The following is a 19,383-nucleotide window of genomic DNA, read 5'->3' on the forward strand; positions in this document are numbered from 1 at the left end:
GCGGGTGCCTCGACGCCCGACTCTAAAAGCGGCCGCATGCCCTCCGACGCCCGCTCCGACGCGTGCAACCCCCGTGCAATCGCCCCGCCCCGGCCGCGCACGTCCTCCGATGCCAGACGAGCGGATGCCGCCACCCGCGCAGTGCGCCGGGTCGCGGCATCCGTCATCCTGCGTCGGCTACTCCCCCATCATCAGCGGCTCCATGCGACCCACGGCGATGACGTTGCCGGCCGGGTCTGTGAACCACGCGATGTCGGGCCCGCCTTCGAAGTCGCGTGCGATGCCCTTCTCGTCGGTGCCGTAGTCGGGGTCGGTGTAGATCTTCGTCACCACCCCCCGCGAGTTGAGATCGTCGACGGCGGCTTCGACGTCCGGCACGTTGAAGTGCAGCACGGTGAAGACGGCGGGCTCGTGATCCTCCTTCGGGTAGACGAAGACCGTACCGCCTCCGGGGAGGGCGATGGTCAGGCCGCCGCCCATCTCTTCGTAGACGGTGACGTCGAGCCCCAGGGTGTCTCGATAGAAGACCGCGGCCTCGCGGATGTCGGGTACCGCGAAGCTCGAGAACGATCGATCGGGTGTGAACATGACAGCCTCCCAGTGTGTGTCCCCACGACCACGATCCTCTTGCCCGAAGTTGCTGTCCAGGGGTGTCGCGGCAGGCCGCCGCGTGGCCGTGGGCTGCGCTCGGCCGGGCGCGCAAGCCCCTCGTGAGCGACCGGCGCCGCCCGTAGGTTGGCGGCATGGCCACTGAGACCACGCTCGTCATCCTGGGCGCATCCGGCGATCTGACCTCGCGACTCCTGCTTCCCGCGCTGGGCCAGCTGCTGCAGCGCGAGCCGCACCGACGCGTGCGGCTGCGCGGCGCCGGGATGGACGACTGGGACGACGCGCGCTGGCGCGAGGTCGTCCGCGCCGCGTTCGCGGCGGGCGGCGTCGAGGACGCGTTCGACATCGTCGCCGAGACGACGTACCTGCACGCCGACATCACCGACCCCGCCGACCTCGCGCGCGTGATGGCCGACCCGGGCGACCGGCTGGCGCTCTACTTCGCGGTGCCGCCGGCCGTGGCCGCCGCGGCGTGCGAGGCGATGGCGGGTGTCGCGATCCCGGACGGCACGGTGCTCGCGCTCGAGAAGCCGTTCGGCGTCGACGAGCCCTCGGCGCGCCGGCTCAACGCCACGGTGTCGCGGCTCGTCCCCGAGGCGCAGATCTTCCGCGTCGACCACTTCCTCGGCCGCTCCACGACCCTCAATGTGCTGGGCGTGCGGTTCGCCAATCGCATCTTCGCGCCCGTGTGGTCGGCCGAGCACATCGAGTCGGTCGTCGTGAAGTACGACGAGGTGCTGGGCCTCGAGGGGCGCGCCGGGTACTACGACAAGGCCGGCGCCCTCGTCGACATGATCCAGAGCCACCTGCTGCAGGTGATGGCGTTCCTCGCGATGGAGCCGCCGGCGACACTGCACGAGCGCGACTTCCGCGACGCCACGGGGGCGGTGCTGCGGGCGACGCACATCTGGCAGGACGACCCCGTCGCGGCGTCGCGGCGCGCGCGGTACACCGCGGGCGCCGTCGGCGACCGCAGCCTGCCGTCGTACGCCGACGAGCCGGGCGTCGATCCCTCGCGCGGGACCGAGACGCTCGCCGAGCTCACGTGCGAGGTGCGCAACGAGCGCTGGCGCGGCGTGCCGTTCACCCTGCGGTCGGGCAAGGCGCTGGCGGGCAAGGACGGCGAGGTGGTCGTCACCTTCCGCCCCGTCAACCACGTCCCCGACGGACTCACCGGCGCGGCGCCGGGATCGGTGCTGCACTTCTCGCTCGGACCCGACCGCATGGAGCTCGAGCTCAACGTCAACGGCGGCGACGACCCGTTCGAGCTGGAGCGGGCCACCCTCGAGGCCGACCTCGGTGCCGGCGCCCTCAAGGCCTACGGCGAGGTGCTGTCGGGCATCCTCGACGCCGACGCGACGCTCGCCGTGCGCGGCGACGCGGCCGAGGAGTCGTGGCGCATCGTCGACCCCGTGCTGGCGGCCTGGCGCGCCGGCGAGGTGCCGCTCGACGAGTACCCGGCGGGCTCGCTCGGCCCGGACAACTGGCGGCGCCTGCCCTGAGCCCGGCGGAGGCGCCTGGCGCGGGACGGGGGGCGCAGGGCGGCAGGCGCAGGGCGGGGCGCGGGGCGCGGGTCAGCGCTCGACGAGCACCCCGTCGGCGTCGGCCCACACGTGCTGGCCGGGCGCGAACAGGACGCCCGCGATCGTCACCGGCACATCGACCTCGCCGTGGCCCGCCTTGGCGCTCTTGCGAGGGTTCGAGCCGAGCGCCTTGACGCCGAGCGGGAGCTGCCCGATCGCCTCGCGATCGCGCACCGCGCCGTGCACGATGATCCCGGCCCACCCGTGCTCGACCGCCGACGCCGCGATGAGGTCGCCGACGAGAGCCGACTCGAGCGACCCGCCGCCGTCGATCACGAGCACGGCGCCTTCCCCCGGTGTGGCCAAGAGCGCCTTCACGAGGGCGTTGTCGCGGTGGCACCGCACGGTCCGCACGGGCCCGTCGAACGCCGTGCGCCCGCCCACGTCGTGCAGCTGCAGCGCGAGCGAGTCGAGCGCGTCGCCGCGTTCGTCGTAGAGGTCGGCCGTCGCGGTGCTCATGCGCTCAGGCTATGACGGATGCCGCGGGCCGAGGCATCCGTCATCCGCAGAAGATCCGTCGGCCTTCTGCCTCGCGCAAGAACGCGCCGCTCAGCGGGAGGCGGGCGGGTTGAGGTCGGGGTGCAGCGTGCTGAAGAAGGAGTACGGACGGCCGTCGGCGTCGGGACCGCGCTCCTTGAACTCGTTGACCAGCTCGTACAGGCGATGCTGGAACTCCTCGCGATGCGCGTCATTGATCTTGAGGCCGAGCCACGTGGCGTCGAGGTCGTCGCCCTCGATCTGCTGCAGGAACGTCTCGATCAGCACGGGCGAGCCGCCGGGCATCGACGTGCGCCACGACAGCCCCGTCGCGCGGTACGGCACCTCGCGAGCGCCCTGCGCGCCGCTGCGCTCCGGCTCGGCCGCGAGGTAGCCGGTCTGCACGAGCGTGCGCACGTGGTGGAGCATCGTGCCCGGGTTCATGCCCAGCAGCTCGGCGAGCTCTTTGTTGGTGCGCGCCTCGAACGCGCACAGCCGGAGCACTCGCAGACGCAGCGGCGAGCTGAGCGCGCGCATGCGCGCCTCGGCCTCGGGGTCGCCGCGCCTCAGCTCGATGCGCTCCTGCTCGTCGGTCACGGGCTCAGCGTACAAGACTGATTGACACTTCTCAATCAGTGGCGCACACTGATTGACATGTCCCAACCGGAGGAGCGTGAGCCGCAGCGCGGTCAGGTCGGCGAGGCCGCCGAGGCCGCTGAGTGGCTGGCCGAAGCGCGCGCCGAGGCGAGCATCCTCACCTCCCGCGCCGGTGCCGACGAGGCGATCGAAGCGGATGCCGCGGCCGCCGCCCCTGCGCCCGCGCCGGCGCCGAAGGGGTCGCTGTGGCGCGACCGCAACTTCCTGACGCTGTGGAGCAGCCAGGCGCTCAGTCAGTTCGGCGCCCAGATCACCGAGCTCGCAATCCCGGTGCTGGCCGTGCTCATGCTGGACGCGACCGAGTGGGAGGTCGGCGTCCTCGGCGCCGCCCAGGTCGCGGCCTTCCTCGTCGTCGGCCTGCCTGCCGGCGCCTGGATCGATCGCATGCGCAAGCGGCACGTCATGATCGTCGCCGACGCGGTGCGGGCGGTCGCGCTCGGCATGCTGCCGCTGCTGGCCCTCTTCGGCGTGCTCGAGATCTGGCACATGATCGCGGTGGCCCTGGTCATGGGCATCGCGACGGTCTTCTTCGACGTGTCGAACCAGAGCATCGTGCCCTCGCTGGTGCGCCCGAACCAGATCGCCGAGGCGAACGGCAAGCTGCAGTCGACCGAGCAGCTCGCCGGCCTCGTCGGCCCCGCCGTGGGCGGCTGGCTGGTCGGCGTGCTCGCCGCACCGCTGGCGATCATCATCACGGTCGGCACGTACGTCGCGTCGTTCGTCGCCCTGCTCTTCACGCGCGATCACGAGCAGCTGCGGGCGCCCGACGACCACAAGCCGCTGCTCCACGAGATCGGCGAGGGCCTGCGCTGGGTGTTCGGGAACCCGCTGCTCCGCCGCATCGTGCTGACCACCGGCACCGCGAACTTCTTCGGCACGATCTCGATGACCCTCCTGCCGATCTTCGTGCTCCGCGAGCTCGGCCTCACGCCCGAGATGCTCGGCATCGTCTTCTCGCTGTCGTCGGTCGGCGGACTCCTCGGCGCGATCGCGACGCCCCGGATCGTGGCCCGCATCGGCGAGGCCCGCGCGATCCCGATCAGCGCCATCGCCTTCTCGGTGCTCCCGTTCTTCCTGCCGGCGATCTCGCTCGCACCGGCGCTCGCGTTCCCGCTCCTCGTCGTGCAGTTCTTCTTCGCGAGCTTCACGGTGCTGCTCTACAACATCACGCAGGTGACGTTCCGGCAGCGCATCACCGCGCCCCGGCTGCTCGGCCGCATGAACGCCTCGGTGCGGTTCGTGGTGTGGGGAGTCATGCCGATCGCCGCGCTGCTCGCCGGCGCGCTGGGCACGTGGATCGGCACCGTCCCGACGCTGTGGATCGCCGCGTTCGGCGAGCTGTTCGCGTGCCTCTTCGTCGTGATCGGCCCGTTCTGGCGCATGCGCGAGCTGCCCGACGCGCACCAGACCCACGACCCCGCTGCGCCGCCCGGCCACTGAGATCGTCGGATGCCTCGACCCGGCGTGCAGGGCTGGTCGAGGCATCCGATCCTCCGCGTGACCTCTGTCCTCCCGGTCGTTGAGCGAGGGAGCGCCAGCGACCGAGACGAAACGCCCCGGCGCCACCGCAGGCCACAACCCCGTCGCGTGGCGAAGGGCGCTCAACGACCGGAGCGAGCCTCGCACCCCGCCGCGGCGATAACCCACGCTGGGAGTTCGCGCAATCCGGTGCGGTCGCGCGGAGGCGCGTGCTTAGGTTGCTCCATGACGGCCCGCATCGTCTCCATCGGCACGGCGGTACCTCCCACGCGCATCCGGCAGGAGGATGTGCGCGACCTCTTCGCCGGTCAGGACGGCGCCGATCGCCTCACCCGGCGACGCACGCAGGCGGTCTTCGACGCCTCGGCCATCGCGCAGCGTCACACCGTGATCGACGAGCTGGCGGCCCTCCAGAACGGCGACACCGCCGGGCCTCGCACCTTCCTCGGCGCCGACGGCACACTGCTGTCTCCGACCACCGGCACCCGCAACGACGTGTACACGCGCGCCGCGCCGGAGCTCACCGCCGCGGCCGCCCGCAGCGCCCTCGCAGGAGGCGGGGTCGAGGCATCCGCCATCACCCACGTCGTCACCGTCTCGTGCACCGGGTTCTTCGCGCCGGGTCCTGACTACCGGCTCGTCCGCGACCTGGGTCTCAGCCCCACCGTCGAGCGCGCGCACCTGGGTTTCATCGGCTGCGCCGCCGCCCTCCCGGCGCTGCGGGTCGCGACGGCGCTCGCGACCAGCCGCCCCGGCGCCGTCGTGCTGGTGGTGTGCACCGAGCTGTGCACGCTGCACGTGCGGGCTTCCGCCGACCCGCAGCAGATCGTCGCGGCCTCGGTCTTCGCCGACGGCGCGGCGGCGGCGATCGTGACCGCAGACCCCGCGATCGGGCGGGGCGGCGGACTCGAGCTCGACCGGTTCGGAAGCGTGCTCACCGACGAGGGCGAGACCGACATGGTCTGGACGATCGGCGACAACGGGTTCGAGATGATCCTTTCGGCCGAGGTGCCCCGCATCATCGGTCGAGAGATCCGCGGGGCCGTCGGACGCTTTTTGGGAGACGACGCGGTGCCCGAGGTGTGGGCCGTGCACCCCGGCGGACGCAGCGTACTCGACCGCGTCGAGGGCGGACTCGAGCTCGCACCCCACGCGCTGGCGGCGTCGCGGGCCGTGCTGCGCGACTTCGGCAACATGTCGAGCGCGACGATCCTGTTCATCCTCGCGGCGCTGCTGCGCGACGACGGCATCGTCGATGGCGCGCGGGTGGCGGGCCTGGCCTTCGGGCCGGGGCTCACCGTCGAGTCCGCGCTGATGACGCGCCGCCGGCCGTCCGTGGCGGCCGACGACGACGTGCTGCTCGCTTTGGCGGCTTCGGTGTGAGAGCGGCGGTGCCCGCGTGAGCCTCGCCGTCCGCGACGACGCGCTCGCCGAGCTGATGGACGACCCGGCGTGCGACCCCGATCGCCTGCGCAAGACGCTGCGCCGCTTCGACACCGTGAACCGCCTGGTCTCGGGCTGGGGCACCGTGTACCGCACGACGCTCGGGCCGCAGCTCGCCGCGCTCGGCCGGCCCGCGCGGGTTCTCGACATCGGCGCGGGCGGGGGCGACCTCGTGCGGCGCCTCGCCGCTGCGGCACGCCGGGACGGGCTCGACGTCACCTGGACGGGCATCGACCCCGACCCGCGCGCGATCGAGGTCGCGGGCGCCGCGGGCGCCGCGGGCGCAGGTGGCGCGGGGACCGCCCGCGCGGAGCCCGGCGTGACGTTCCGGTGCGCGGATGCCGCCACGCTCGTCGCCGAGGGCCGCACCTTCGACGCAGTGCTGTCGAACCACGTCCTGCACCACCTCGGCGCGGGGCTCCCCGACTTCGCCGCCGAGTCGCTCGCGCTGTCGCACGGACTCGTGCTGCACAGCGACATCGCCCGGTCCCGGCTCGCGTACTCCATGTATGCGGTCGCGATCACGCCCTTCGCGGCGGGCACCTTCCTGCGCACCGACGGGCTGCGGTCGATCCGCCGCAGCTATACCGTGCCCGAGCTCGCCGCCGTGCTCGACGAGGCGATGCCCGGACGCTGGACCGTACGACGACCGGTGCCCTTCCGCGTGCTGGCGACGGGTCGTGGGCGTGGCTGACGTCGTCATCGTCGGCGCGGGGCCGGTGGGCCTGCTTCTCGGCGCGGAGCTCGCCCGGCACGGCGTCGAGGCGACGCTGCTCGACCGGCGGCCCGCGGCCGGCGACGGCACCCGGGCCATCGGCATCCACTCCCCCGTCCTGTCGGCGCTCGAGGCGTCGGGCCTCACCGAACGGCTGCTCGGCGGTGCGGTCCAGGTGCGGCGCGGCGAGGCCCGCGCCGACGGACGCCTGCTCGGAACCGTGCGGTTCGAGGCTCTCGGCACGAGGTTCCCGTTCGTCGCAACGCTGCCGCAGGCGCGCACCGAGGCGGCGCTCGGGGCCGCCGCTCCCGAGCCGCTGCGCGGCGCACGCGTGCTCGCCGTGATCCCGCGCGCGGGCGACGTCGTGGTGCGGGCGGCGCACCTCGGCCGCGTGCTCGAACTCGAGGCGCGACTCGTCGTCGTGGCCGCCGGCGCCGGCGGGCGCGACCTGGTCTACCGCCCGGAGGCCCTGCGCCGCCGGGAGTACCGCGACCGCTATCTGATGACGGATGCCGCGACCGCCGCCCGCCCGGATGACGCCGTCGCCGTGGTGCACCTCGACCGCCACGGCGTGCTGGAGTCCTTCCCGCTGCCGGGCGGGCAGCGGCGGTTCGTCGCGTGGGACGCGCCGGGCGCCGACGACGCCCCGGAGGCACGGACGGCACGGTTGCGCGAGGCCCTCGCCCGCCGCGGCGAGAGCGCGGCCGCCGACGCGGTCACGGCGGCGACGTCGTTCGGCGTGCGCCGGGTCGTCGCCCCGCGCCTGCGCAACGGGCGGGTCGTCGCGATCGGCGACACGGCGCACGAGGTCAGCCCCATCGGCGGCCAGGGCATGAACCTCGGGCTGCTCGACGCCGCGACCCTCGCACCGCTCGTCGCCGACTGGGTCCGGACCGGCACCGCCCCCGAGGCCGAACTGCGGCGCTGGGAGGCCCGGCGGGTGCGTTCGGCACGCCGCGCGGCCGCCCTCGCGTCGGTCAACACCGCACTCGGCCGCCCTCTGCCGCGCACCGACGTGCTGCGCCGCGCCGCCGTCCGTGCGATGCTCCTCCCGCCGACCGCACCCCTGTTCGCGCACGCCTACGCGATGGGTTTCGACACCGGCGCCTGACCGCGCCGCCGCAGCAGCCGACGCCCGTTGGGCGAGGCCGGCCGGCCAGGCCCGGGCCTGTGATCTGCACACCACAACGTCGGAGATATCCGGCCAATCGGGCACATCCGGCGCAATCGACCGACTGAGCGCAGATCTCCATGCCCTGCGGCGACCCGACCCCACCCCGAGCGCCCGAGTCCTCGAGCCCTCGAGCCTTCGAGCCCTCGAGTCCTCGAGCCTGAGCCCCGCCCAGAAGCACCCCGCCCGGGCAGCACGGCACCGCACGGACCTGCGGCGTCCGCACCCCGACAACCACAACGTCGGAGATCACCAGCGAATCGGATGGATCCGCCGAAACTGACCGACTGAGCGCAGATCTCCATGCCCTGCGGCGACGCCAGGACCCGGCGCACGGCACCGGGCACCCCCACTCTCCGGACCTTCGGCTGCTCCCCACCGACAACCACAGAGTCGGAGATCACCAGCGAATCGGATGGATCCGCCGAAACTGACCGACTGAGCGCAGATCTCCATGCCCTGCGGCGACGCCAGGACCCGGAGCACGGCACCGGGCACCCCCAATCTCCGGACCTTCGGATGCTCCCCACCGACAACCACAGAGTCGGAGATCACCAGCAGGTCGGACCGTTCCGGCGTAAACCACCCGACTCAGCGCGGATCTCCATCTCCTGCGGCGACGTGAAGGCCCCGCCCCCCGTGCACAGCGGCCCGAACCCGAGCTCTGCGAACCGAATGCAGCGCCCCTGAACCGGATGCCGCGACCCGGGGCGTTAGGCCGGGTCGCGGCATCCGTCTCCCCCGCTATTCGGTCACGCGCACCCGGCTCGGCGTGCTCTCGTTCCAGACGCGGTCGAGCGCGGTGACGGCGTAGGTGTAGACCGCTCCCGGCTCGGCGCCGGCGTCGACGAACCGCTGCACCACGCCGGGCTCGGCGCGGACCGTGGCGACGAGGTTCGCGGCGTCCTCGATGTCGATCGCCCCGGCCGAGCCGTCGACGCGATAGACGGCGAACGAGGTTGCGCGCACGCTCGGGGGTGCGGCATCCGACCACTTCACGGTCACCCCGCCGGCGCCGTGCACGGCGTTCGCAAGCACCGGCGTGCGCACCGCCGTCGCGGGCAGCCAGGGCATCGCGGGGACGATCGCCGGTCGCGAGTAGTGGTCGGCGCGCACCAGCGACATCGACCCCTTCGGGTCGGCGGGCACGTGCTTGGCGGAGAAGTACACGTTGCCGTGCACCGGCGCGCGGGTGGCGTCGATCTCGCGGTCGAAGGCGACGTGCTTCGAGAGCTCGGCCGGGTCGGTGAAGACGCCCGAGGTCACCTTGTAGAGCGCCTCGCCGATGTAGAGGTGCGTGCCCGAGGTCGCCGCGACGTCGGCCCACCACGGCACCAGCTTCGCGTAGTCGGCGACGGCGAGCCCGAACTGCCAGTAGATCTGCGGGTTGATGTAGTCGAGCCAGCCCTCGAGCACCCACTTGCGGGTGTCGGCGAACTGCATGTCGTACGACTGGGATCCGCCGGTCTCGGACCCGAGCGGGTCGGTGGTGCGGTTGCGCCAGATGCCGAACGGGCTGATGCCGAACTTGACCCATGGCTTCAGCGCCTTGATGCGCTGCGACACCGACTGCACGAAGGTGTCGACGTTGTGCCGGCGCCAGGCGGCGATGTCGGCGAAACCCGCACCGTGAGCGGCATAGGTGGCGGCATCCGGAATCGTCTGCCCCGCCACCGGATAGGGATAGAAGTAGTCGTCGAAGTGCACGCCGTCGAGGTCGTAGTGCTCGACGGAGTGCAGGATGGCCTGCTGGATGTGCTCCTGCGCCTCGGGCAGGCCGGGGTCGAAGTAGAGCTTGCCGCCGTATGCCCACACCCACTCCGGGTGCACGCGCGCCGGGTGGTCGGGCACGAGGGCCGCGGGGTCGGCGCCCATCGAGACCCGGTACGGGTTGTACCAGGCGTGCAGCTCGAGGTTGCGGCGGTGGGCCTCTGCGACGATGAAGGCGAGCGGGTCGTAGCCCGGATCCTGGCCCTGCACGCCCGTGAGGTACTGCGACCACGGCTCGAGCGGGCTCGGCCAGAACGCGTCGGCGGTCGGCCGCACCTGGACGAAGACGGCGTTGAGGCGGAACTGCTCGGCCACGTCGAGCCAGTACAGGAACTCCGCCTGCTGGTCGGCCGCGCTGAGCCCGGTGCGCGAGGGCCAATCGATGTTCACCACGGACGAGATCCACATCGCGCGCAGCTCGCGCTTGCGCGGGGCGACCGCCGCGGAAGCCTCGACAGTCCCGCTCGCGTGCGCGGCGACCGGACTGAGCGAGCCGATGGTGACGGTGAAGGCGGATGCCGCGACCCCCGCCACCGCCAGCGTCAGGAAGCCGCGGCGGTCGACGCCCGGCGGGTGCGCGGCTGCGTCGAGGCGTGTGGGCGCGGGCGTTCGGTCGAGGGGCATCGTCGATCCTCCTGGTCGGTGTTTCGGAAGATACTTCCAGAGATTTGCCGACCTGTGAAGAGTTACTACCAATCACGCGCCTGTTGGACCCGGGACGTGGACGGGAGCGGATGCCGCGGCCCGGCGCCGTCAGGCGACGATGGCGCTGCCCGACGCGACGAGCTGCGCGGCCAGCAGCAGCGCCGCCAGCATCACGAGCCGGAAGAGCGTCCGAGTCGGTGGCCGGGCGATCGCGAGCCAGGCGGTGACGACGCCGACGGCGACCACGGCGAGGAAGAAGATCCACGAGACGACCGAGACCGCCGCGAGGTCGCCGCCCGCCGCCCCGAGCAGGACCGCGAGGGCTCCGCCGAGCACGCCGGCCGCCGCGATGACCGCCGACACCCGCGGGCCCAGCCGATGGGGCAGCCCGCGCACGCCGGTACGGGCATCGTCGTCGAGGTCGGGCAGCACGTTCGTGAGGTGCACGGCGGCGCCAAGCGCCGCGCCGGCGATCCACGCCCAGCCCGGGGCGAAGGCCGGGTCGGGCGCCGACAGCGTCGCGAGAGACGGGAACGCCCCGAAGCTCACGAGGAAGGGCACGATCGACCACGGCGTCGACTTCAGTCCCGCGTTGTACGCCCAGGCCGATCCGAGCGTCAGGGCATGGGTCGCCAGCATCCGCCATCCGAGCGGCGCCGAGAGCACGAGAGCCGCGGCGAGCAGCCCCCACGCCGCGCCCCACGCCACCGCGAGCCCGACGTCGCCGCGCGCGAGCGGCTTGTCGGCGCGGCCGACCGCCCGGTCCCGGGCCGCGTCGAGCGCGTCGTTCGAGATGCCGATGGAGAGCTGCCCCGCGAAGACCGCGAGCCCGAGCAGCGCGAGCCGCCACGCCTCGAGCCCGGTCGCGACGCCGAGCGCGACTGCGAGCGCGGTCACGACGAGCGTCGGTCCCGGATGCGACGAGCCCCACAGGGCGCGGACGGTGCGCACGCTCGATGCTCTCACGCGCGCCCGCCCGCGGCGTGGGCTGGCGAGCGCGGTGGATTCCCGCTATGCCCGGGCCGCGGCATCCGCTCTCTCCCCCATGCCCCGTCGCCAGCGCGACGAGACCGCACGATCGCACCTTCCCGGGCCGGAAGTCCGTGCATTCGTGCGGTCTCACAGACGGGGAGGGCGGAGACGGATGCCACACCCGCGGACGTCGGCATCCGCTCTCTCCCCCACGCCCCGCCGCCGGCGCGACGAGACCGCACGATCGCACCTTCCCGGGCCGGAAGTCCGTGCATTCGTGCGGTCTCACAGACGGGGAGGGCGGAGACGGATGCCACACCCGCGGACGTCGGCATCCGCTCTCTCCCCCACGCCCCGCCGCCGGCGCGACGAGACCGCACGATCGCACCTTCCCGGGCCGGAAGTCCGTGCATTCGTGCAGTCTCGCAGAGGCGAAGGGCGCGCGGGAGCCGATGCCCCCCGAGACCGCCGGCTACGGCATCCGTCCTCCCGACCGCCGCCCCGCCAAACCCGACGAGACCGCACGATCGCACCTTCCCGGGCCGGAAGTCCGTGCATTCGTGCGGTCTCGCAGAGGCGAAGGGCGCGCGAGAGCCGATGCCCCCCGAGGCCGCCGGCTACGGCATCCGTCCTCCCGAACGCCGCCCCGCCAAACCCGACGAGACCGCACGATCGCACCTTCCCGTGCCGGAAGTCCGTGCATTCGTGCGGTCTCGCAAGGGCGAAGGGCGCGCGAGAGCCGATGCCCCCCGAGGCCGCCGGCTCCGGCATCCGTCCTCCCGAACGCCGCCCCGCCAAACTCGACGAGACCGCACGATCGCACCTTCCCGGGCCGGAAGTCCGTGCATTCGTGCGGTCTCGCAGACCAAGAGGCGCGAGCGGATGCCGCGGGCCTCAGTCGTCGAGCAGCTCGGCCTCGATCACGTCCTCGTCGGCGGCGGGCTCCGAGGCGGCGGGGCCGTCGCTCGTGAGCACCAGCGCAGAGCCGTCGGCCGCGACATCCACCCTCACGACGTCTCCGTCGCGCACGCGGCCCGAGAGGAGCGCCATCGCGAGGCGGTCCTGGATCTCGGACTGGATCAGGCGCCGCAGCGGGCGCGCACCGAAGACCGGGTCGTAACCGCGCTCGGCGAGCCAGGCCCGCGCGTCGGGCGTCACCGCGAGCGACAGACGCCGATCGCGCAGGCGCCGCTGGAGCGCGAAGACGGCGAGCTCGACGATCTGCGCGAGGTCGTCCTCGCTGAGCGCCGAGAACATCACGATGTCGTCGAGGCGGTTGAGGAACTCGGGCTTGAAGGCCTGGCGCACGATCCCCATCACCGAATCGCGCTTCTGCTCGGCCGACAGGGTCGGGTCGATGAGGATCGGCGAGCCGAGGTTCGACGTGAGGATCAGGATGACGTTCGAGAAGTCGACCGTCCGGCCCTGGCCATCCGTCAAGCGGCCGTCGTCCATGACCTGCAGCAGCACGTCGAACACCTCGGGGTGCGCCTTCTCGACCTCGTCGAGCAGCACGACCGAGTACGGCCGCCGGCGCACGGCCTCGGTCAGCTGACCGCCCTGCTCGTACCCGATGTAGCCGGGAGGGGCTCCGACCAGGCGCGAGACGGAGTGCTTCTCGCCGTACTCCGACATGTCGATGCGCACCATGGCGTGCTCGTCGTCGAAGAGGAACTCGGCGAGCGCCTTGGCGAGCTCGGTCTTGCCGACACCGGTCGGGCCGAGGAACAGGAACGAGCCGGTCGGACGCCCCGGATCGCTGATGCCCGCGCGCGACCGGCGCACCGCGTCGGACACCGCCTTGACGGCATCCTTCTGTCCGATCAGGCGCTTGCCGAGCTCGGACTCGAGGTGCAGCAGCTTCTCGGTCTCGCCCTGCAGCAGGCGCCCGACCGGGATGCCGGTCCACGCCGCGATCACGGCGGCGATGTCTTCGTCGGTGACCTGGTCGTTGACCATGCGGTCGCCCGCGGGCTCTTCGCGCTCGGCCTCGATCAGCTGGCGCTCGAGCGACGGGATCTCGGCGTACAGCAGACGCGACGCCTTCTCGAGGTTTCCTTCGCGCTGCGCGCGCTCGGCCTCCATGCGGGCGGCGTCGAGCTTGGTCTTGAGGTCGCCGACGCGGTTCAGCGAGGCGCGCTCGCGCTCCCAGCGGCCCTGCAGCTCGCCCAGGCGCTCCTGCTCCACGCGCAGGGTCTCGCGGAGCGCCGCGAGGCGCTCCTTCGAGGCGTCGTCCTTCTCCTTCTTGAGCGCGAGCTCCTCGAGCTTGAGCCGGTCGACGTGGCGACGCAGCTCGTCGATCTCGAGCGGCGCCGAGTCGATCTCCATGCGCAGCCGCGACGCGGCCTCGTCGATCAGATCGATCGCCTTGTCGGGCAGCTGGCGCGCGGGGATGTAGCGGTGGGAGAGGGATGCCGCAGCCACCAGCGCTGCGTCGGCGATGGCCACCTTGTGGTGGGCCTCGTACCGCTCCTTGAGCCCGCGCAGGATCGCGACGGTGTCTTCGACCGAGGGCTCGCCGACGTAGACCTGCTGGAAGCGGCGCTCGAGCGCGGCATCCTTCTCGATGAACTCCCGGTACTCGTTGAGCGTGGTCGCGCCGATCAGACGGAGCTCGCCGCGCGCGAGCATGGGCTTGAGCATGTTGGATGCCGCCACCGACCCCTCGCCGCCGCCCGCGCCCATGAGCACGTGCAGCTCGTCGATGAACGTGATGATCCGGCCGTCGGACTCGGTGATCTCCTTGAGCACGCTCTTCAGGCGCTCCTCGAACTGGCCGCGGTACATCGCGCCCGCGACGAGCGCCGAGATGTCGAGGGTGACGAGCTCCTTGTTCTTGAGCGACTCGGCGACGTCGCCCGCGACGATGCGCTGGGCGAGGCCCTCGACGACGGCGGTCTTGCCGACGCCGGGCTCGCCGATGAGCACCGGGTTGTTCTTGGTGCGGCGGGTCAGCACCTGGCTGACCCGCCGGATCTCGCTGTCTCGCCCGATGACGGGGTCGAGCTTGCCCTGGCGGGCGCGGTCGGTGAGGTTGATCCCGAACTGCTCGAGGGCGCTCTGCGCGTCCTCCTGCCCGGGCTGTTGCGTGGCGTTCATATGTCTCCTGAAAGTTCTGCGGCAAAGTTGAGCCGTACAGACTCAAGTTTACCCGACGTATCGGTCATCCAGCAAGAACCCGCGGCGCATGTCGACCGCGCGGCCGCTCCGCCCGCCGTCGCCGCTCCGCCCGCCGTCGCCGCCCGCCTTGCCGAGATCGTGCGTTCTCGGCGAACCCGTACGTTGTCGGCGCCGACGACGTGCTGTCTCGCCGAGAACGCACCATCTCGACAAGGGGACGGATGCCGCAGGCCTCGGCCCCGGCGGTCAGGACCGGTTGCGCTCCTCGCGCGCGTCGTCGTAGGCCCGGCGGAGCGCCTCGCCCACCCACTCGGTGCCGTGATAGATGTTGCGGTCGCCGATCTCGGCCGCGAGCCCGCCCGCCTCGAGCTGACGGACGACGACGGGCTCGCTCACGACGAGCTTGAGGCGCGAGCCGACGGCGTCGAGATCATGGGCGTAGCGGCGGAGCACCTCGACGAACGCGAGGCCCACGTCGTCGGTGCCGCGCAGCCGCACGATGACGACGGACTCGCCGGATTCTGCGGTCACCGCCGGCAGCTGACGCTCGAAGGTCGGCGCACTGGCGAAGAACAGGCTGCCGTAGGGCTGCAGCACGACGATCTCGCGCGGCGGGATGCGGGCCGGCGGGTCGATCTCGCGCATGCGGCCGTCATCGGCGAACACCACCCGGCGCACGCGCAGGCGGTTGGACTGCTGCGCGACGAACAGGATGATGCCGAGCCCGACGCCGGCGAGCACCGCGAACTGCAGCGGGATGAGAAGCATGAGCACGAACGTGACCGCCATCACCACGGTGGGCAACGGCCCGCTCTTGAAGACGGAGTACACCCGGCTGGGCTTCACCGCCGATACGCCCACGACGATGAGGAGTCCGGCGAGCGCCGGCATCGCGACGTAGGCCACGAGGTCGGAAGCCAGCAGAATCACCAGCGCCATCACGGTGCCGGCGATGAAGTACACCATGCGCGAGCGCGCCCCTGCGGTCACAACGAGAGAGGAGCCGGACGACGAACCGCCCACCGGCATGCCGCGGAACAGGCCCGACAGGATGTTGCCCGCGCCCTGGCCGATGAGGTCGCGCGAGACATCGGACGCTTTGCCCTCGCGCGCCGCGATGCCGGCCGACACCCCCGCGCCCTGAACCAGGGCGACGAAGGTCAGCGACACGGCGGGGATCGCCACGAAGAGGATGTCGTCGAGACTCGGCAGCACCGGTCTCGGCAGCGACCCGGGAACCGCGACGAGATCGCGCAGCAGCACCACGGGCCCCTCGACCCACAGGTTGAGCAGCACGGCGCACACCGATCCGACGATGACGGCGATCACCAGCCCCAGCGCGCCGACGCGCGTGCGCTGCAGCAGCACGATGATGAGGATGGTGATAGTTCCCACGACGAGTGAAGGCAGGCTCCATTCGACGAAGTGGATGCCGAGATCCAGGGTCTTCGCCAGACGGTTGGCGCCCTGCGAGGTGTAGCCGGTGAAGTTCGAGAGCTGGCCGAGCACGATGTTGACGCCGACCGCCGTGACGAAGCCGGTCATCACCGCCGTCGGGACGAAGCGGACGAGACGGCCCCCGCCCAGCAGGCCGAGAACGACCAGCAGCAGGCCAGCCATCACGGCGAGCGTGTACAGCGCCCGATCGGGGTCGGGACGGGACTGCAGGTCGGCGTCCGCCACGATCAGCGCCATCGCCCCGGTGACCTGCACGGTCATCAAGGCGCTGCTGGTGAACAGCGCGGCGCCCACCATCCCGAACAGGTGCCCGTAGAGCCCGGCGAGCGGATTCACCCCGGCGAGGAGACCCTGCGCCAAGCCGTCGGGCACGCTCTCGACACCGAGCGTCAGCCCCGCGACGAGGTCTTTGCGCAGGGTCTTGCGCGAGAACCACGTGCGCGGGTGGAGCCCCATGCGCCCACGCTAGCGAAGGTGTGCGCCGGGCCGAGGCGTCGCGCGGCGACGTCCGGAGTCACAGGGCGTAATTCACGCGACTTGCGTGAGACTTCCTCTTCCCAGCGTTCTCCCAGGATCGCTATCGTGACGCTCACGGGACTCCGGCCTCCGGGCCTTCGAACCCGACCGGTCGCCCGACCGGCACCTCGCCACCTCGAAAGGGATCCTCCACATGACTGACAACGACACCACCGTCACCGGCTGGGTGGGCTGGGGCGTCTTCGCCGCCATCGTCCTCCTCGTCGCCGGCGCCCTCGACGCCTTCCACGGCCTCCAGGCGCTCATCGGCCCCGACACCGCCTACTTCGTGGGCGAGGCGGGTCTGTTCTCGATCGACGTGCAGGGCTGGGGATGGTGGCACCTGATCTCGGGTGCGCTGCTCATCCTCGTGGGCCTCGCACTGCTCAGCGGCGCCACCTGGGCGCGCGTGGTCGCGATCATCCTGGTCGCGCTCAACGCGATCGGCCAGCTCACGCTCATCGCCGCCCAGCCGTGGCTGTCGCTCGCGCTCCTCGCGCTGGACGTGCTGGTCATCTACGCGCTGACCGTCCACGGCCACGAGCTCAAGGCGCGTCGCCAGCGCTGATCGACCCGATCGCCGACGCAGAACGGGCGTCCACCGCGAGGTGGGCGCCCGTTCCCGTTTGCGGCATCACCGCGGGCCGGTGCGCTCAGGCCACGGACTCGAGAACGGATGCCTCGACCCCCGCTCGGGCGGCGGCCGCGGCATCCACCGGTCCACGCGCCCATCGCACGTCCCACACACCGGACAATCGCCGAGACCGAGGTCGACACCCCCGGTCTCGGCCGAACCCCCGGTCTCGACGGTGCTACGCCACGGACTCGAGAACGGATGCCTCGACCCCCGCTCGGGCGGCGGCCACGGCATCCACCGGTCCACGCGCCCATCGCACGTCCCACACACAGGACAATCGCCGAGACCGAGGTCGACACCCCCGGTCTCGGCCGAACCCCCGGTCTCGACGGTGCTACGCCACGGACTCGAGAACGGATGCCTCGACCCCCGCTCGGGCGGCGGCCACGGCATCCACCTGTCCACACGCCCATCGCACGTCACCCACACACAGGACAATCGCCGAGACCGAGGTCGACACCCCGGTCTCGGCCGAATCCCCCGGTCTCGTCGGGCCTACGCCACGGACTCGAGAACGGATGCCTCAACCCCCGCTCGGGCGGCGGCCGCGGCATCCACCCGTCCACGCGCCCATCGCCCATCACCCACACACAGGCGAATCGCCGAGCCCGAGGTCGACACCCCCGGTCTCGGCCGCAACCCCCGGTCTCGACGGGGCTACGCCACGGACTCGAGAACGCATGCATCAACCCCCGCTCGGGCGGCGGCCGCGGCATCCACCCGTCCACGCGCCCATCGCACGTCCCACACACAGGACAATCGCCGAGACCGAGGTCGACACCCCCGGTCTCGGCCGAAACCCCCGGTCTCGACGGGGCTACGCCAGGGTCTCGGCCGAAACCCCCGGTCTCGACGGGGCTACGCCACGGACTCGAGAACGGATGCCTCAACCCCCGCTCGGGCGGCGGCCACGGCATCCACCCGTCCACGCGCCCATCGCACGTCACCCCCCCATAGGAGAATCGCCGCGACCGAGGTCGACACCCCCGGTCTCGGCCGAAACCCCCGGTCTCGACGGGGCTACGCCACGGACTCGAGAACGGATGCCTCAACCCCCGCTCGGGCGGCGGCCGCGGCATCCGTCGCCTCATCCGTGCAGCAGAACCGCGCGCGGTAGGCCGTAGGGGTCGTGCCCAGCACGCGCGAGAAGTTCTGGCGGAGCACGGCGGCCGAGCCGAAGCCGCTCTCGTACGCGATGCGGTCGAGGCCGAGATCTGTCTTCTCGAGCAGCCGCTGGGCGTGGATGATCCGCTGCCGAGCGAGCCAGGCAGCCGGGGTCGCGCCGTAGTCGGCCTTGAATCGGCGCGCGAAGGTGCGGGGCGACATGTGCGCCTTCGCCGCGAGCTGGTCGACGGTGAGCTCGAGACGCAGGTTGTCGAGCATCCAGTCCGTGACCGGAGCGAGCGAGAGAGACGTCGTCGCCGGCAGCGGGTTGGCGATGAACTGCGCCTGCCCGCCGTCGCGCTGCGGGGGCACGACCATGCGCCGGGCGATGATGTTGGTCATCTCGGCGCCGAGCTCCTGACGGAGCAGATGCAAGCAGGCGTCGAGGCCGGCGGCGGTGCCCGCGCTCGTGATGATGCGGCCGTCCTGCACGTACAGCACGTCGGGGTCGACGTCGATCGACGGGTACATCTCCTTCATCTTCTGCGCGTACATCCAGTGCGTCGTGGCGCGGCGCCCGTCGAGCACGCCCGACGCGGCGACCACGAACGAGCCGCTGCAGACGCTGAGCACCCAGGCATCGCGCGCGACGGCGTGACGGATGACGTCGGCCACGCGCTCGTCGATGCGCCCCCAGTACTGGTGCGGAACCGGCGACACCACGACGAGGTCGGCCTCGTAGGCGAACGAGAGGTCGGCGTCGACGTTGATGGAGAAGCCCATCTTGGACTCCACGACGCCCGGGTCGGGCGTCACCACGCGGAAGTCGAAGCTTGGGATGCCGTCATCGGTGCGGTCGAGGCCGAACGCCTCGCACGCGACGCCGAACTCGAACGGCGCGAAGCCGTCCGTCACGATGCAGGCGACCGTTCTCATCTGGCTCTCCTTCTTCAAATCCCCGAGCGTGGCAGTTTTCCTGCGACTCATGGCTATTCTGCCACTCGTGGCAGTCACGGCACAAGCGTAG

14 protein-coding genes are annotated in these 19,383 nt (G+C 71.9%); 6 read left to right on the forward strand and 8 right to left on the reverse strand.

Annotated elements, in window-relative coordinates; genetic code table 11:
• Window positions 1-177 precede the first annotated feature (177 nt).
• Entirely contained in the window at window positions 178-588 is a 411-nt protein-coding gene (locus R8Z57_RS14995; protein ID WP_318354586.1) for a VOC family protein, read from the reverse strand.
• Between the two features lie 155 nt (window positions 589-743).
• On the opposite strand from R8Z57_RS14995, the gene R8Z57_RS15000 reads away from it, so the two are divergent.
• Complete coding sequence (locus tag R8Z57_RS15000; protein WP_318354587.1) at window positions 744-2,111, forward strand: glucose-6-phosphate dehydrogenase; 1,368 nt, start codon at window positions 744-746, stop codon at window positions 2,109-2,111.
• Window positions 2,112-2,183: 72 nt separating this feature from the next.
• Here R8Z57_RS15000 and rraA read toward each other — a convergent pair whose 3' ends face one another.
• Complete coding sequence (gene rraA / locus R8Z57_RS15005; protein WP_318354588.1) at window positions 2,184-2,651, reverse strand: ribonuclease E activity regulator RraA; 468 nt, start codon at window positions 2,649-2,651, stop codon at window positions 2,184-2,186.
• 90 nt (window positions 2,652-2,741) lie between these two features.
• The gene (locus tag R8Z57_RS15010; protein ID WP_378723087.1) at window positions 2,742-3,206 is read right to left on the reverse strand and encodes an ArsR/SmtB family transcription factor; all 465 of its coding nucleotides are present in this window, start codon (window positions 3,204-3,206) and stop codon (window positions 2,742-2,744) included.
• A 117-nt stretch (window positions 3,207-3,323) separates the two neighbouring features.
• On the opposite strand from R8Z57_RS15010, the gene R8Z57_RS15015 reads away from it, so the two are divergent.
• The 4 genes from R8Z57_RS15015 (at window position 3,324) to R8Z57_RS15030 (ending at window position 8,074) form a co-directional block, all read left to right on the forward strand.
• Window positions 3,324-4,766 (forward strand): MFS transporter, encoded by a 1,443-nt coding sequence (locus tag R8Z57_RS15015; protein ID WP_318354590.1) that lies wholly within the window; start codon window positions 3,324-3,326, stop codon window positions 4,764-4,766.
• Window positions 4,767-5,030: 264 nt separating this feature from the next.
• On the forward strand, window positions 5,031-6,188 hold the full coding sequence (locus R8Z57_RS15020) for a type III polyketide synthase (protein WP_318354591.1): 1,158 nt from the start codon (window positions 5,031-5,033) through the stop codon (window positions 6,186-6,188).
• Window positions 6,189-6,204: 16 nt separating this feature from the next.
• On the forward strand, window positions 6,205-6,942 hold the full coding sequence (locus R8Z57_RS15025; RefSeq protein ID WP_318354592.1) for a methyltransferase domain-containing protein: 738 nt from the start codon (window positions 6,205-6,207) through the stop codon (window positions 6,940-6,942).
• A complete protein-coding gene (locus R8Z57_RS15030; protein WP_318354593.1) occupies window positions 6,935-8,074 on the forward strand; it encodes an NAD(P)/FAD-dependent oxidoreductase in 1,140 nt (379 codons plus the stop codon). The genes R8Z57_RS15025 and R8Z57_RS15030 overlap by 8 nt, the downstream gene beginning before the upstream one ends.
• An 804-nt stretch (window positions 8,075-8,878) precedes the next feature.
• Here the strand turns inward: R8Z57_RS15030 and R8Z57_RS15035 are convergent.
• The 4 genes from R8Z57_RS15035 to R8Z57_RS15050 all read right to left on the reverse strand — a co-directional run bounded on the left by R8Z57_RS15035 (window position 8,879) and on the right by R8Z57_RS15050 (window position 16,555).
• A complete protein-coding gene (locus R8Z57_RS15035; RefSeq protein WP_318354594.1) occupies window positions 8,879-10,528 on the reverse strand; it encodes a glycoside hydrolase family 10 protein in 1,650 nt (549 codons plus the stop codon).
• Window positions 10,529-10,657: 129 nt separating this feature from the next.
• Window positions 10,658-11,500, reverse strand: coding sequence for a UbiA family prenyltransferase (locus R8Z57_RS15040; RefSeq protein ID WP_318354595.1), 843 nt, complete (start codon window positions 11,498-11,500; stop codon window positions 10,658-10,660).
• Between the two features lie 915 nt (window positions 11,501-12,415).
• Window positions 12,416-14,620, reverse strand: coding sequence for an ATP-dependent Clp protease ATP-binding subunit (locus R8Z57_RS15045; protein WP_318354596.1), 2,205 nt, complete (start codon window positions 14,618-14,620; stop codon window positions 12,416-12,418).
• A gap of 267 nt (window positions 14,621-14,887) precedes the next feature.
• Complete coding sequence (locus R8Z57_RS15050) at window positions 14,888-16,555, reverse strand: SulP family inorganic anion transporter (protein ID WP_318354597.1); 1,668 nt, start codon at window positions 16,553-16,555, stop codon at window positions 14,888-14,890.
• Between the two features lie 214 nt (window positions 16,556-16,769).
• On the opposite strand from R8Z57_RS15050, the gene R8Z57_RS15055 reads away from it, so the two are divergent.
• A complete protein-coding gene (locus R8Z57_RS15055) occupies window positions 16,770-17,183 on the forward strand; it encodes a hypothetical protein (protein ID WP_318354598.1) in 414 nt (137 codons plus the stop codon).
• Between the two features lie 1,089 nt (window positions 17,184-18,272).
• Here the strand turns inward: R8Z57_RS15055 and R8Z57_RS15060 are convergent.
• Window positions 18,273-19,292 carry a GlxA family transcriptional regulator gene (locus R8Z57_RS15060; RefSeq protein WP_318354599.1) on the reverse strand — a complete coding sequence of 340 codons (1,020 nt, stop codon included), beginning with the start codon at window positions 19,290-19,292 and terminating at the stop codon, window positions 18,273-18,275.
• Window positions 19,293-19,383 lie beyond the last annotated feature (91 nt).

It is taken from the genome of Microbacterium sp. M3 (assembly GCF_033548675.1).
Taxonomy (GTDB): Bacteria; Actinomycetota; Actinomycetes; order Actinomycetales; family Microbacteriaceae; genus Microbacterium; species Microbacterium arthrosphaerae.

Coding starts and splice junctions, on each gene's coding strand:
- R8Z57_RS15045 (WP_318354596.1), bottom strand. CDS start 14,620: ATGAACGCCACGCAACAGCCCGGGCAGGAGGACGCGCAGAGCGCCCTC.
- rraA (WP_318354588.1), bottom strand. CDS start 2,651: ATGAGCACCGCGACGGCCGACCTCTACGACGAACGCGGCGACGCGCTC.
- R8Z57_RS15035 (WP_318354594.1), bottom strand. CDS start 10,528: ATGCCCCTCGACCGAACGCCCGCGCCCACACGCCTCGACGCAGCCGCG.
- R8Z57_RS14995 (WP_318354586.1), bottom strand. CDS start 588: ATGTTCACACCCGATCGATCGTTCTCGAGCTTCGCGGTACCCGACATC.
- R8Z57_RS15010 (WP_378723087.1), bottom strand. CDS start 3,206: ATGCGCGCGCTCAGCTCGCCGCTGCGTCTGCGAGTGCTCCGGCTGTGC.
- R8Z57_RS15015 (WP_318354590.1), top strand. CDS start 3,324: ATGTCCCAACCGGAGGAGCGTGAGCCGCAGCGCGGTCAGGTCGGCGAG.
- R8Z57_RS15055 (WP_318354598.1), top strand. CDS start 16,770: ATGACTGACAACGACACCACCGTCACCGGCTGGGTGGGCTGGGGCGTC.
- R8Z57_RS15000 (WP_318354587.1), top strand. CDS start 744: ATGGCCACTGAGACCACGCTCGTCATCCTGGGCGCATCCGGCGATCTG.
- R8Z57_RS15060 (WP_318354599.1), bottom strand. CDS start 19,292: ATGAGAACGGTCGCCTGCATCGTGACGGACGGCTTCGCGCCGTTCGAG.
- R8Z57_RS15020 (WP_318354591.1), top strand. CDS start 5,031: ATGACGGCCCGCATCGTCTCCATCGGCACGGCGGTACCTCCCACGCGC.
- R8Z57_RS15050 (WP_318354597.1), bottom strand. CDS start 16,555: ATGGGGCTCCACCCGCGCACGTGGTTCTCGCGCAAGACCCTGCGCAAA.